This is a genomic window from Gammaproteobacteria bacterium (assembly GCA_029881255.1).
Classification (GTDB): domain Bacteria; phylum Pseudomonadota; class Gammaproteobacteria; order S012-40; family S012-40; genus JAOUMY01.
The window spans coordinates 125,766-139,832 of the sequence record JAOUMY010000004.1 but is presented as its reverse complement, the minus strand read 5'-3'; the positions used below and the strand labels follow the sequence as shown (position 1 = coordinate 139,832).

The window sequence follows — 14,067 nt, the reverse complement described above, 5'->3', positions numbered from 1 at the left end:
CCTGAATGAGCCCAGGTCTTAAATGTATTTGTCGACCAGTAACTCCGCAATCTGAATACTATTTAGCGCCGCACCTTTACGAACATTATCAGCTACCACCCACAGGTTGAGTCCTCTCGGGTGAGAGACGTCCTCGCGTATCCGTCCAACGTAAACAGGATCATTGCCCGCCCCTTCCGTTACCGCAGTGGGATAGCCGCCGGCTTCACGCACATCCAAAAGCTGTACGCCCGGTGCTTTTTCTAGCAAGTCTCTTGCCATGAGAGTGGTAATTTTCTCTTTTGTTTCAATATGTACCGCTTCAGAGTGACCGTAAAATACCGGAACACGAACCGCAGTCGGGTTGACCTGGATACTGTCATCTTCGAGGATCTTTTTGGTTTCCCATACCATCTTCATCTCTTCGCGGGTATAGCCATTGTCCATAAAGACATCGATCTGAGGCAGAACATTGAACGCGATCTGCTTAGGATATACTTCGCAGCTGATCTCTTTCATGTTCAACAATGCTGTGGTCTGCTTTGCCAATTCCTCAATCGCTTCTTTACCTGTACCAGATACTGCCTGATAAGTCGCGACATTGATACGCGTAATACCGACAGCGTCGTAGATTGGTTTTAGCGCGACGACCATCTGTATAGTGGAACAATTAGGATTGGCGATGATGTTGCGATTGGTATAAGTAGCCACGGCGTCCGGATTGACTTCTGGTACAACTAAGGGGATATCGTCGTCATAGCGAAACTCTGACGTATTATCGATAACGATACAACCTGCCGCCGCTGCCTTAGGCGCATACTCTTTCGATACAGAACCACCGGCAGAAAACAAACCGATTTGTACTTTGGAAAAATCAAAAGTAGCAAGATCTTCTACTATTAAATATTTTCCTTTGTATTCCATTCTGCTACCTGCAGAACGCGCACTGGCCAAAAGATAAAGATTGTTTACCGGAAAATTGCGCTGTTCCAGTATCGAGAGCATGGATTCACCCACCGCTCCAGTGGCACCAACTATTGCAACATCGTACTTTTTCTGACTCATGACCTTCTTCCCGAATTAATCAATACTATTGGAAAAACCGTTACGCACACATTCACCCGCTTGCTGCGCGCAGTTGTTCGCGCCGGTCTCACTCCAAAGACTGCGCTTCATTGCGGCGACTACCGCGTCACCTATCTCCTCTGTACCCACCTTACGCATACCGTCTGTATAAATATCAGGTGTACGAAGTTTTTCGTCGAGCACAGTCGAGACTGCATTTTCCACTCTGTCCGCCAGTTCGCTTTCACTCAGTGAATAACGCAACATCATCGCTACGGACAAAATAGTTGCCAGTGGATTTGCTACGCCCTTCCCGGCGATATCAGGCGCCGAACCGTGTATTGGTTCATACATACCCTTGCCATTCGCATCAAGTGATGCCGATGGTAACATACCAATTGAACCGGTTAACATGGCTGCGCAATCTGACAAGATATCACCAAACATATTCGTCGTAACCATTACATCAAACTGCTTGGGCGCTCGCACTAGCTGCATGGCCGCATTATCTACATACATATGACTTAAAGCGACATCAGGATAATCCTTCGCAATTCGCGTCATCACCTCACGCCATAGCTCCGTGCATTCCAACACATTGGCTTTGTCAACCGAACAAACTCGCTTGTCACGCTTACGCGCGGTTTCGAAGGCCATACGACCTATACGTTCGATTTCTGACTCTTTGTAGACTAGAGTGTTGTATCCTTGACGCTCTCCATTATCGAGAGTACGAATCCCGCGCGGTTGACCAAAATAGATTCCACCAACTAACTCACGGACGATCATGATGTCGAGCCCTGATACTACATCGGGCTTCAAAGTCGATGCGTCGGCAAGCTGAGGATAGAGTATCGCTGGGCGAAGATTTCCAAATAATTCCATCCCGGAGCGCAGCCCTAGCAATCCCTTTTCTGGTCGGATGGAAATATCGAGTGATTCCCATTTCGGACCACCCACCGCACCCAGCAGGACCGCATCAGCATCCAGGGCCAGTTTCATCGTTTCTTGTGGCAGTGGACCACCAGTAGCATCGATTGCCGCACCACCAACTAAGGCGTTTTCACACTCGACTTTCAAACCAAAATCTTTTTGAAGGCAGTGAAGCACCTTGACGGCCTCCGCGACTATTTCTGGTCCAATACCATCGCCGGGAAGCACTGCTATTTTGTGTGTCATTTAATTACTCTCTCAATTACTACTTCTTTTGCATCTTTACTATCAATTATGCGAACAACCATGGCGCCCGTGTTTTGCGCTGAGCTTCATAAGCTCGAATTTCATCGGCTTTCTGCAAGGTAAGTCCAATGTCGTCGAGGCCGTTAACGAGACAATATTTTCTAAACGCATCGACCTCGAAGGAAATTTGCTGGCCCGATGGCGTGATGATGTTTTGTTTTTCCAGTTCTATCGTCAATTGATACCCGACCTCGGCTTCGGTTTCGCGAAAAAGCTGATCAACAATCGATGCACCAAGTTTGATGGGCAGAATACCATTTTTGAAACAGTTGTTATAGAAAATATCCGCGAAGCTCGGCGCAATAATGGTACGAAAACCATAATCTTCCAGCGCCCAAGGGGCATGCTCGCGGCTAGAGCCGCAACCGAAATTGTCCCTTGCGAGCAACACTGTCGCGCCTGCGAACCGAGGACGGTTCAACACAAATTCGGGATTGACCGCACGCTTGCTGTTATCCATCCCCGGTTCGCCATGATCCAGATAGCGCCATTCATCGAACAGATTCGGGCCAAAACCAGAGCGCTTGATCGACTTTAAAAACTGCTTTGGAATAATGGCATCGGTATCGACATTCGCCCGATCGAGAGGACAGACAATGCCTGAGTTCTTTACATAAGGTTTCATTACTATCTCCTCTTCAGGCCTGAATGCTGATATCGACGAAATGTCCGGCGATTGCCGCTGCCGCCGCCATTGCCGGGCTCACCAGATGAGTGCGACCGCCCTGCCCCTGTCGTCCCTCGAAATTGCGATTCGACGTAGACGCGCACCGTTCGCCTGGTTCTAGACGATCGGCGTTCATCGCAAGACACATTGAGCAACCTGGCTCACGCCACTCGAATCCGGCCTCGATAAAGATTTTATCAAGCCCTTCCTGCTCTGCCTGCTGCTTAACCAGGCCAGAACCTGGCACAACCAGGGCTTGAAGAATAGAGTCGGCGACTTTCTTTCCCTTGGCGACAGACGCTGCCTGCCGAAGATCCTCGATACGCGAATTCGTACAGGAACCAATGAACACCTTGTCCACGCTGATTTGCTCGATCGGAGTGTTGGCTTGCAGGCCCATATAGTTGAGCGCTGCCTTTATGCCTTCTTTCTTGACCGGGTCTGTGACAGATTCAGGGTCCGGCACTTTCGAACCTATATCGACTACCATTTCCGGAGAGGTGCCCCAGGTCACCTGTGGCCGTATCGCAGTCGCATCTAGTTCTACCACATGATCAAAGCTCGCATCCGCGTCACTGACCAGCGTCTTCCAGTAAGCAGCCGCCTGTGCCCAATCTTTTTCCGATGGCGCAAAAGGTCGCCCTTTTACATAATCCAGTGTCTTCTGGTCGACGGCCACGATGCCTGCACGAGCACCTGCCTCAATCGCCATATTGCACACTGTCATGCGCCCTTCTATGCTCAGATCACGGATGGCCTCACCGGCAAATTCTATGGTGTAACCAGTCCCACCAGCAGTACCGATTTCACCAATAATGGCGAGGATAATATCCTTGGCCGTAACACCAGGTCCGGTCTTTCCATTGACCTTGACCAGCATATTCCTGGACTTTTTCTGAATGAGGCACTGTGTTGCCAAAACATGTTCGACTTCGGAAGTACCTATACCAAACGCCAGTGCTCCAAAGGCCCCATGAGTCGCTGTGTGGGAATCTCCACACACTACCGTCATTCCCGGAAGCGTAGCCCCTTGCTCCGGACCCACGACATGTACGATGCCCTGACGTAGGTCAGACATATCGAACTCAGTGATATTGAACGTCCTGCAGTTTTCATCCAATGTTTCGACTTGCAAACGAGAGATGGGATCTGCAATCCCCTTTTCTCGATCCGTCGTTGGCACATTATGATCCGGTGTTGCCAGATTGGCGTTGAGTCGCCATGGCTGTCGCTGTGCAAGGCGTAAACCCTCGAATGCCTGTGGCGAGGTTACCTCATGTATCAAGTGACGATCGATATACAATAAGGCTGTACCATTTTCGTCAATATTGACCACATGGTCGTCCCATAATTTGTCATAAAGTGTTTTTCCGCCCATTGCCTTTTCCTGCGAATTATTGACCTTCCAACAAAGTCTATCGTATATTTCGTGTATTACTCTAATTTATATTATTCATATTTTCTATTCCAAAGAGTTATATATTGGATATAAGAGAAATTCGTGCGTTTGTTGCGGTCGCAGACCAGCGATCTGTGTCTCGCGCTGCAGAACAGATACATCTAAGTCAACCAGCGGTTAGCAAGCGTATCGCTAGCCTGGAGGAACAGTTGGGCACGCGACTATTTGATCGCGTGGGCAGGAACGTACTCATTACTGAGGCAGGTCAAACGTTTCTTCCCCATGCCAGACACATTCTTCACAGCATTGATGACGGTCGCAAAGCCATCGATAACCTTGCCAGTAGCGTTGGAGGCAGATTACTCCTGGGCACCAGTCATCATATTGGCCTGCACCGCCTGCCACCAATCTTGCGAACGTATTCTCAGCAATACCCCGGGGTCAATCTACAGTTGCATTTCAATGATTCGGAGCTGGTGATCGAGAAGATATTAAATGGGGATCTGGACATAGGCGTTGTAACCCTGCCGTCGCGCAATATCGAGTATTTACACTGCCAGACTTTGTGGAAAGACAAACTGCTCTTCGTCGTCAGCCGCGAGTACACAGTGAAGTCCACAGTCACGCCAGATGAGCTGATCCGCATGCCTTCTATCCTGCCAGAACGCGGTACCGTCACCCGAGATATACTGGAACGCGCGTTAAGCCAATTTGATATCAGCCTGACCCAGACCTTATCGACCAATTATCTTGAAACGATAAAAATGATGGTATCTGTTGGACTCGGCTGGAGCATTTTACCGGAGACTATGATTACACCTGAATTGCAGGCGTTTAGAGTAAAGAATATTGCACTGAATAGAAATCTCGGCCTTGTGTTTGACCAGAGACGTACGCTACCCAAGGCGGCAAAAGCACTATTAACTATTTTTGAAGATATCGCTTGAATAAAAAAAGCCGCACTAATGTGCGGCTTTGCTTCGTATCCTTACAATTTCTTGAGCCGAAATTGACTATAAATCGTCATCTGAGTCAGGGAAATTGACGTCCTTGAAATCTTCGTAGTCATCAAAATACTCTTCCATTAGCGTGTCCCAGTCCTCGCCTAATTGTCCGGACGTTGGTTCAAAATATGAGTCTTCAAACGAATAACTTTCTTCATAACCTTCTTCGTTCGCGTGCCCTGGCCGCCCCATTTTATGCCTCCTGAATTCTTTGTAAATCTCGATTCCTCAATCGATCTATCTAAATAATCGTCTGCACACGAAAGATATTTAACGAGACAAGAAAAAAAATTGTGAATGGAATCACAATTTGAATTTATAAGAATTTCGGAGTTCTTCGATTGGTCAATGAGACTAAGGAATTTCGCATATATTAGTGAATACGAAAATTCAACTAATACTAATATAAGAGAATAGTAGAAGTGTTCTTACGCTAAATATTGTTTACAGCTTTAGATTGCGATTCTGCTGTCCGCGGTTCTGACTTCGAGCCCAAATCGCTCACACATCATCAAACCTTCCCAAAGCAATCGATTGACCTGTCTTTTTTCATCGGCGTAATAGAGATTATCATTGGGATAGTGATAGTGCGGCTGGAGGCGTTCGTGACCTTGAAAGTTCAGCACCTCTGCAACTCTCGCATCATGATACATACGAATCAGAAATTGACTGGCTGGCACGCATAATTGCCCATGCACGGATAGCGCCATACGCGCAGTCGTTGTATAAGGAGTTTGTTCAATGATCTCGACGTCTAATTCCTGCCCCGATACAAAGAAACCACAAGTCCAGCACCCCAGGTCTTTAATCCCAGGAAAAAGACGGCGTAAGCTGCGATAATTCGCTTCGCACAACGCTTGTGAATTTTCTTTATGCGGCTTTCTCATGACCTTGTCTTTCCAATTCCGTTTCTACCTTATCGCTGCTTAATCGAAATGCTTTAACCAAAAAGGCCTCAGTTTTAAAAATTTTCTGGTTTCAGTTTAGCGGGAAAGGATGGTGAAAAACAGTCTTGACAAGAGAGTGGATGTGAGGACTAAAAGAAAGGCAAAAGCAATGCCTAGTCGCTAATCCATTCCTTCATGCGGGCACGTAAACGTATCATCGCCTGACTTAACAGCTGGCTGATACGAGATTCACTGACTCCGAGGACTGAACCTATTTCACGCAAATTAAGCTCGGAGTCGTAATATAGTGTAACTACCATCTTTTCCCTTTCCGGTAAGCCACCAATTGCCTCAGTGAGCTTGACCTTGAATCGCTCGTCCTTCATCGCTTCATACGGCGATATATTACCGCCAGACGTACTGCCCTCGAGGGCCTCCTCATCCACTCCAAGTTCCTCGAAGCCAAACATACGAGCACTGCTCGCATCCTGGAGTATTTTGTAGTAATCATCCAGGCTGATGCCCATCTCGTTAGCGATTTCTTCGTCCCTGGCATCTCTTCCTGTACGAGCCTCTATATTCCGTACCACTTGAGCTAACTCGCGCGTCTTGCGATGTACCGATTTAGGTGCCCAGTCATTACGTCTCAGCTCATCCAACATCGAACCGCGAATTCGAATACCTGCATAGGTTTCAAAACTGGCGCCTAGTTCTGCGTTGTAATTTTTCGCTGCTTCCAGAAGACCGACCATGCCAGCCTGAATCAGATCATCCACCACCACAGACGCAGGTAATCGCGCCATCAGATGATAGGCTATTCGTTTGACCAGTGCAGAGTATTGCTGAATCAACTGCGTCTGACTCTTGTCGCTTGGCAATTCCTGATAGGAAGAACTGGACATTTTCATCTTTCTCATTAAATTTTATGTGCTTTTCCATACCATTTGTTCAGCTTCCGTGCCTCTGGAAAAGTTTCGACATTCGGTTAAATAAACTTTAGAAACCACTGGCGACAGTATACATAAGCACTTGTTTTATTGTGACTAGCTTCGCGTGACAGTATTCATTTCTGTGATCGTGATCACAACAATCGAGCTGAAGAAATGTATAGACAAAAAAAAACCACGCCCAATGGACGTGGTTTCTATATTGAGTCTCAGATAATTTACAAACTGGAAACGTAACTCGCCTGTGGGCCATTAACGCCTTGCTTCTCAGAAAAGCGCACGGTATTTCCTATTTCCAATTCATCTAGCCCCTTGTCTATAACACTATTCTCATGAAAATAGATTTCTCGACCGTCATTGGTTTCAAGAAAACCATAGCCCTCCTGCTCAAATATCTTGCTCACTGTGGCGGTTGGAATCATCTCTTCGTGATGTTTCACTTCGCCACGACGTTTGCGTTGATAAGAAAGGATTTGGCGGCGTGCAGCGTCGAAAGCATCTCTGACGGCCACGGACAAATCCTGATCCGGTTCCCGTTTTACCACAAGCTCAATGCCTGGCATGGTAATGTCGATTCTGACATTGTATTGCTGACCGTGATTTTTGTGCCGGTGTGGCGTCTCAACCATCACTCTGCATCCGATAATACTATCAGTAAAATTTTCGAGCTTGGCTGCTTTGCGTTTTATTGAAGCAAGAACAGAATCAGACAAATTTACCTTGCGTGTTGTAATCTGTAAGGGAAGTTTCACTACTAGTCCTCCTGTCACGGATGTTATAAACCAGACTGGATGAAGGACGCGAAATCGAGAGCAGCTCTTAGGGTTCCAGAGAACTAAATTCCAAGGAATTTTACATATAAATACTGAGCATTTTATAAAGGCTTTTAATTAAACCGCGTCCGACATTTATATCTGTATCCTATCGATACCACCCTTTCAAATAGCTTTTTTTAATCCACTCTCATTAATTATATTTCTAATTCGAAAAGCTGATTTTTATTTCACTTGTGAACGAACCAATTCTTATGAGGTTTATCTAAAACGTGTGCCTGTGCAGTAAGTTATATTCACTGTCGGCTTCCCGTCAAACGAGGACAAAACCTTGATTCACTTCGGCCTAACACCAGCACTGACGAAAACACAAGCTTTTTTTACATTCACGGCCAGCACAGACTACTGGCTTGGATTTTGCTCCACTCATAACAGCATATTGGCAGATTCATGGCATGGACATAACCAGACGGTGGGAGATTTCATATGAGTATTTTTAGCCACTACCAAACCCGCTACGAAGAGTCGCAGGAAGAAGAGCTTTCCATACAGGAATACCTCGATCTGTGTAAAAAAGACCGCTCAGTATACGCAAATGCTGCGGAACGCATGCTGATGGCAATCGGTGAGCCTACCATGGTTGATACAAGGAACGATCCACGCCTGAGTCGTATCTTTTCCAATCGTATGATCAAGGTCTACCCCGCGTTTAAGGACTTCCATGGCATGGAGGAGACAATTGAACGCATCGTCGCCTACTTCAAGCACGCAGCTCAAGGGCTTGAGGAAAAGAAACAGATTCTCTATTTGCTAGGCCCGGTTGGTGGCGGAAAATCGTCTCTCGCTGAAAAACTAAAGTCACTGATGGAGCATGAGCCAATTTATGCGCTCAAAGGCTCACCAGTCAACGAATCGCCACTGGGACTATTCTCTCCTGAAGAGGACGGCGACATTCTTGAACAGGATTTTGGCATACCAAAACGATATCTGAATACCATTATGTCGCCCTGGGCCGTTAAACGGCTTCACGAATTCAATGGTGACGTAACCAAATTCAAAGTTGTAAAACTGAAACCGTCAATCCTACGCCAAACAGCTATCGCCAAAACTGAGCCAGGAGATGAAAACAATCAGGACATCTCTTCCCTTGTTGGAAAAGTGGACATCAGAATGCTTGAGGAGTACTCGCAAGATGATCCCGATGCCTATAGCTACTCCGGTGGCCTCTGCCTGGCCAACCAGGGGCTTCTTGAATTCGTGGAAATGTTCAAAGCGCCTATAAAGGTGTTGCACCCTCTACTCACTGCGACTCAAGAAGGAAACTACAAAGGTACAGAAGGACTTTCTGCTATACCATTCGAAGGCGTCATACTCGCCCACTCAAATGAATCCGAATGGCAGGCATTCCGCAACAACAAAAATAACGAAGCCTTTCTTGATCGTATATATATCGTAAAAGTACCGTATTGTTTACGTGTAAGTGACGAAATCAAGATCTACAACAAACTCTTGGTCAATAGCTCTTTGGCTAAAGCACCATGCGCGCCTGACACCTTGAAGATGATGGCTGAATTTGCTGTTCTATCCCGACTGAAAGTACCAGAAAATTCCAACATATTCTCCAAGATGCGTGTTTACGATGGTGACAACCTCAAAGACACAGACCCTAATGCAAAATCCTATCAGGAATATCGAGATTTCGCTGGTGTCGATGAAGGAATGAACGGACTATCCACTCGCTTTGCCTTCAAGATCTTGTCCCAAGTGTTTAACTTCGACAATACCGAAGTGGCAGCGAATCCAGTACACCTGCTCTATGTGATAGAACAACAGATCGAGCAGGAGCAATTTCCTCCTGAAATTGAGGAACGCTATCTTTCATATATAAAGGAGTTCCTGGTTCCTCAGTATGTAGAGTTCATCGGCAAGGAAATTCAAACCGCCTATCTCGAATCCTACTCAGAATACGGTCAAAACATTTTCGACCGATATGTGACGTACGCTGATTACTGGATACAGGACGAGGATTACCGCGATCCGGATACTGGCGAAATTCTCAACCGCTCTGCCTTAAACGAGGAGCTTGAGAAAATTGAGAAACCCGCAGGTATCAGCAATCCCAAGGATTTTCGAAACGAGATTGTAAATTTTGTACTCCGCGCACGCGCCAGTAACAACGGAAAAAACCCACGTTGGAACAGCTACGAAAAGCTTCGCAATGTTATTGAGAAGAAAATGTTTTCGAATACAGAAGACTTGTTACCGGTTATTTCCTTCAATGCCAAATCTTCCGCTGATGACAAGAAGAAGCACGATGATTTCGTTGATCGTATGACGGAAAAAGGATACACCGGCAAGCAAGTGAGGTTGTTATGTGAATGGTATTTACGTGTTCGTAAGTCGTCATAGCAGTAGACAACAACAGGATTATCAATATGTCTCGATTTGTAGACAGGCGGCTTAACGGTAAGAATAAAAGTGCAGTCAACAGACAACGCTTTATTCATCGTTACAAGAACCAGATCAAACGTGCAGTTTCCGATGCCATTGCCGGAAGAAGCATTACAGATATCGAAAAAGGCGAAAGCATTTCCATTCCCTCTAAGGATATTTCGGAGCCCAACATTCATCACGGTCAGGGTGGAAGACGTGACGTTGTACACCCTGGCAACCGCGAGTTTGTACCGGGCGATAAAGTTCCCCGCCCCGAGTCTCAAAGTGGAAAAGGCAAAGGCAACAAGGCAACGAACAAAGGCGAAGGTGTCGACGACTTTGTGTTTGAACTCAGCAAAGAAGAATTCATGGAATTCTTTTTCGAGGACCTCGAACTTCCTAATTTAACCAAGCGACAGCTAACAACGATTTATGAAAAGAGTCGTGTTAGAGCGGGCTATACATCAGACGGCGTTCCGTCAAATATCAATATTGTTAGATCACTAACCAATGCCTATGCACGACGCATCGCATTACGTTCGCCCTATAAAAAACGTTTGAAAGAAGCGGAGGCCAAACTTTCCGAAATCCGCAATCTCTTCGATTCAACCAATCCCCAAATCAAGGCATTGGAGTTAGAGATCGAGGAATTAAAGCGTCGGATTAAAAAGGTCCCATTTATTGATACCTTTGATTTACGCTATAACAACCGCATCGAACTACCTAAACCAACGACACAAGCAGTCATGTTCTGCATCATGGATGTATCTGGCTCCATGGATCAGAAAAAGAAGGATATGGCTAAACGTTTTTTCATTTTGCTATATCTCTTTTTAAACCGAAATTACGAAAAGATTGAACTTGTATTTATCTCCCATCACACGATCGCTAAAGAAGTTACAGAGGAGGAGTTTTTCTACTCCAGAGAAACTGGCGGCACGGTAGTATCCAGCGCATTGAAACTTGCCGATGACGTTATACGTGATCGTTATCCGACAAACGAATGGAATATTTACGTTGCACAAGCCTCGGATGGTGATAACTGGCACGACGACTCTCCGTTATGCAAGAACATATTGCAAAATAAAATTCTTCCACTTGTACAATATTTCGCCTATGTGGAAATTACTCCGGAGAATCACCAAAGTTTATGGTATGAGTACGAAACTCTGACCAGTCAATTTGCGCATTTTGCCATGCGCCAATTGGAAACTGTTGCAGACATTTACCCCGTATTCCGAGACCTGTTTAAAAAGCAGGATAAAATCAAAACCACATGAGGTAGCAGATGAAGCGTGAACCTATATCTACCGGTTCTGACTGGACCTTCGAGTTGATAGAGGAATACGACCGAGAAATTTCCAGAGTTGCTAAAGAGTTCGGACTGGATACCTATCCAAATCAGATCGAAGTTATCAGCGCTGAACAAATGATGGATGCCTATTCTTCTGTCGGTATGCCTGTTGGTTATCACCACTGGTCTTTTGGCAAACAATTTCTTGAAACAGAAAAACGCTATAAGCGGGGCGAAATGGGGCTCGCCTACGAAATCGTTATCAATTCCAATCCCTGTATCTCATATTTGATGGAAGAGAACACCATGATGATGCAGGCTCTGGTAATCGCCCATGCTGCCTATGGACACAATTCATTCTTTAAGAATAATTATCTCTTTCAGCAATGGACTTCGGCCGATGCCATAATTGACTATCTTCTATTTGCCAAAAAGTATGTCGCCAAATGCGAAAAACGTTACGGAGTCGAAGCGGTGGAAGCAATCCTCGATTCGTGTCACGCATTAATGAACTATGGCGTAGATCGCTACAAGAGGCCTCAACCCGTTTCGTTGCAGAAAGAGCAGACCCGACAAAAAGAACGTGAGGCCTATATTCAGTCCCAAATAAACGAACTCTGGCGCACCATCCCCAATTTCGGCAAAAAAACGGAAGACAAACAAGAGCACAATTTTCCTGAAGAACCGCAGGAAAACGTCCTGTATTTCATTGAAAAAAATGCGCCACTGCTGGAATCCTGGCAGAGAGAGATTGTGCGCATCGTACGCAAGATCGCGCAGTACTTCTACCCTCAACGTCAAACCAAGGTTATGAACGAAGGCTGGGCGACGTTTTGGCACTACACCATCTTGAACAAATTATTCGAAGAAGGATTGGTTACCGATGGCTTTATGATGGAGTTCTTAAAGTCACATACCAATGTTGTATCTCAACCAGCCTTTGATAGCCCATATTATTCAGGCATCAACCCCTATGCCCTCGGCTTCGCCATGTTCCGCGATATCCGCCGTATCTGTGAGAAACCGACTGACGAAGATCGTTACTGGTTCCCTGACCTTGCTGGTAGCAACTGGATAGAATCTCTGGATTTTGCAATGCGCAATTTTAAAGATGAGAGTTTTATCGCTCAGTATTTGTCACCACAAGTCATTCGTGATTTAAAACTTTTCTCCGTCCTCGACGACGACAAAAACAGTCATATTGAAATTTCGGCAATACACAATAATGAAGGCTATCGTACCGTGCGCCAAAAGCTGGCCGACCAGTACAACCTCGGCAGTATTGAACCCAATATTCAGGTTTATAAAGTTGATGTTCGAGGGGACCGATCGCTGACGCTCAGACATTACCAATACAATCGCCGTCCGTTGGGCAATAGCCTTGAAGAAGTTATGAAACATTTGGGGCGTTTGTGGGGATTCAATGTAAAGCTGGAGACTGTCAGCGAAGACAATGAACCAGAACTCACATTCGAACTACACAAAACCGAAGCGGCTTAAAAAACTGAGTATTTAGGCGATTCAAACGCCTTGGGACACCAGTTTTACCGGTAAAGGTTTTTCCTTTATAAGTGCCGGCGGCAATATTACATCTTGCGGATCCATATCGAACAACACCGCCTTTGGACGCCCTTCTACCAGTTGTGTTGCTTCCTGAGAACCAACACGTACCGATGCCAATTCAAAAGCCTCAGATAACATTGGTGCCCTTTTGTCTCTGGCATGAGCATCGGTAGCAATCAGATGCACTAAACCTTCGTCTAGCAAACGCTCCGCCCAATACTTGGGCAAACGGCCAAGATGACCGGTCAGGCTGTCACCCGTAATATGTAACCACGCGCCGGCCAATAGCAAATTAACTACTCGTTTATAATGCGAGGAAATCCAGTTCAATCTTTCTGGATGGGTCAAAATGGGTATATAACCAGCAGCAAGACATTGCTCAACTTCACCTTCGAGCATAAGTGAAGGAGCTTCTTTTGGTAATCTGAGTAGAAAGTAGCGGCTACGATTTATTGTCAAGAATTTCGCCGATCTAAGGTTTTCCGCCAGCCCTTCACTTAAATCTATATCAGCCCCAAGCTTCAAACTTATCGGGTAGCCTAGTTCCTGGACTGCGTGATAGAAACGAAAGAATCTTTTGCGTATGGTTGCCGCGCTCAGGCCACGATCTGCCCCCATTCGAGGCGTACATACGATGGTGTGAATACCATCTTCCATGGCAGTTCTTACCAGTTGCTCTGAGACTTGAGTGTTTTCAGAAGAGCCATCCACCAGTTTTGGCAGAATATGGGCGTGCAAATCAATCACAGGGCCTCCCTCTCTATATTTTCATTATTTGAACCGCTTGAAGCATGGTGGTTCAAATAAATTCAACAAC

General features: G+C 45.9%; 13 protein-coding genes. 4 read left to right on the top strand and 9 right to left on the bottom strand.

Features of this window, described 5'->3' with window-relative positions; all coding sequences use genetic code 11:
• Positions 1-18: 18 nt before the first annotated feature.
• The 4 genes from OEZ43_10125 to leuC are packed head-to-tail and all read right to left on the bottom strand — an operon-like array spanning position 19 to position 4,328.
• Positions 19-1,044 carry an aspartate-semialdehyde dehydrogenase gene (locus OEZ43_10125; GenBank protein MDH5545941.1) on the bottom strand — a complete coding sequence of 342 codons (1,026 nt, stop codon included), beginning with the start codon at positions 1,042-1,044 and terminating at the stop codon, positions 19-21.
• A gap of 15 nt (positions 1,045-1,059) precedes the next feature.
• Positions 1,060-2,223: a 3-isopropylmalate dehydrogenase gene (gene leuB / locus OEZ43_10120; GenBank protein ID MDH5545940.1), complete on the bottom strand. Its 1,164-nt coding sequence runs from the start codon at positions 2,221-2,223 to the stop codon at positions 1,060-1,062.
• Between the two features lie 46 nt (positions 2,224-2,269).
• Complete coding sequence (leuD, locus tag OEZ43_10115) at positions 2,270-2,908, bottom strand: 3-isopropylmalate dehydratase small subunit (protein MDH5545939.1); 639 nt, start codon at positions 2,906-2,908, stop codon at positions 2,270-2,272.
• Between the two features lie 13 nt (positions 2,909-2,921).
• Positions 2,922-4,328 (bottom strand): 3-isopropylmalate dehydratase large subunit, encoded by a 1,407-nt coding sequence (gene leuC / locus OEZ43_10110; protein MDH5545938.1) that lies wholly within the window; start codon positions 4,326-4,328, stop codon positions 2,922-2,924.
• A 104-nt stretch (positions 4,329-4,432) separates the two neighbouring features.
• Between leuC and OEZ43_10105 the strand changes: the two genes are divergently transcribed.
• A complete protein-coding gene (locus OEZ43_10105) occupies positions 4,433-5,296 on the top strand; it encodes a LysR family transcriptional regulator (protein MDH5545937.1) in 864 nt (287 codons plus the stop codon).
• 66 nt (positions 5,297-5,362) lie between these two features.
• Here the strand turns inward: OEZ43_10105 and OEZ43_10100 are convergent, their stop codons facing one another.
• The 4 genes from OEZ43_10100 to OEZ43_10085 form a co-directional block, all read right to left on the bottom strand.
• A complete protein-coding gene (locus OEZ43_10100; GenBank protein MDH5545936.1) occupies positions 5,363-5,545 on the bottom strand; it encodes a hypothetical protein in 183 nt (60 codons plus the stop codon).
• Between the two features lie 260 nt (positions 5,546-5,805).
• Positions 5,806-6,240 (bottom strand): DUF1249 domain-containing protein, encoded by a 435-nt coding sequence (locus OEZ43_10095; protein ID MDH5545935.1) that lies wholly within the window; start codon positions 6,238-6,240, stop codon positions 5,806-5,808.
• 173 nt (positions 6,241-6,413) lie between these two features.
• Positions 6,414-7,142, bottom strand: a complete 729-nt coding sequence (locus OEZ43_10090) for an RNA polymerase sigma factor FliA (GenBank protein ID MDH5545934.1) — start codon at positions 7,140-7,142, stop codon at positions 6,414-6,416.
• 263 nt (positions 7,143-7,405) lie between these two features.
• Complete coding sequence (locus OEZ43_10085; protein MDH5545933.1) at positions 7,406-7,939, bottom strand: HPF/RaiA family ribosome-associated protein; 534 nt, start codon at positions 7,937-7,939, stop codon at positions 7,406-7,408.
• A gap of 507 nt (positions 7,940-8,446) precedes the next feature.
• On the opposite strand from OEZ43_10085, the gene OEZ43_10080 reads away from it, so the two are divergent.
• Genes OEZ43_10080 through OEZ43_10070 form a run of 3 tightly spaced genes read left to right on the top strand, consistent with a single transcriptional unit; the run spans position 8,447 to position 13,187 of the window.
• Entirely contained in the window at positions 8,447-10,369 is a 1,923-nt protein-coding gene (locus OEZ43_10080) for a PrkA family serine protein kinase (protein MDH5545932.1), read from the top strand.
• A gap of 26 nt (positions 10,370-10,395) precedes the next feature.
• Complete coding sequence (locus OEZ43_10075) at positions 10,396-11,673, top strand: YeaH/YhbH family protein (GenBank protein ID MDH5545931.1); 1,278 nt, start codon at positions 10,396-10,398, stop codon at positions 11,671-11,673.
• Positions 11,674-11,681: 8 nt separating this feature from the next.
• On the top strand, positions 11,682-13,187 hold the full coding sequence (locus tag OEZ43_10070; protein MDH5545930.1) for a SpoVR family protein: 1,506 nt from the start codon (positions 11,682-11,684) through the stop codon (positions 13,185-13,187).
• 21 nt (positions 13,188-13,208) lie between these two features.
• On the opposite strand, the gene OEZ43_10065 is transcribed toward OEZ43_10070, so the two are convergent.
• Positions 13,209-13,997: a capsular biosynthesis protein gene (locus OEZ43_10065; protein ID MDH5545929.1), complete on the bottom strand. Its 789-nt coding sequence runs from the start codon at positions 13,995-13,997 to the stop codon at positions 13,209-13,211.
• Positions 13,998-14,067 lie beyond the last annotated feature (70 nt).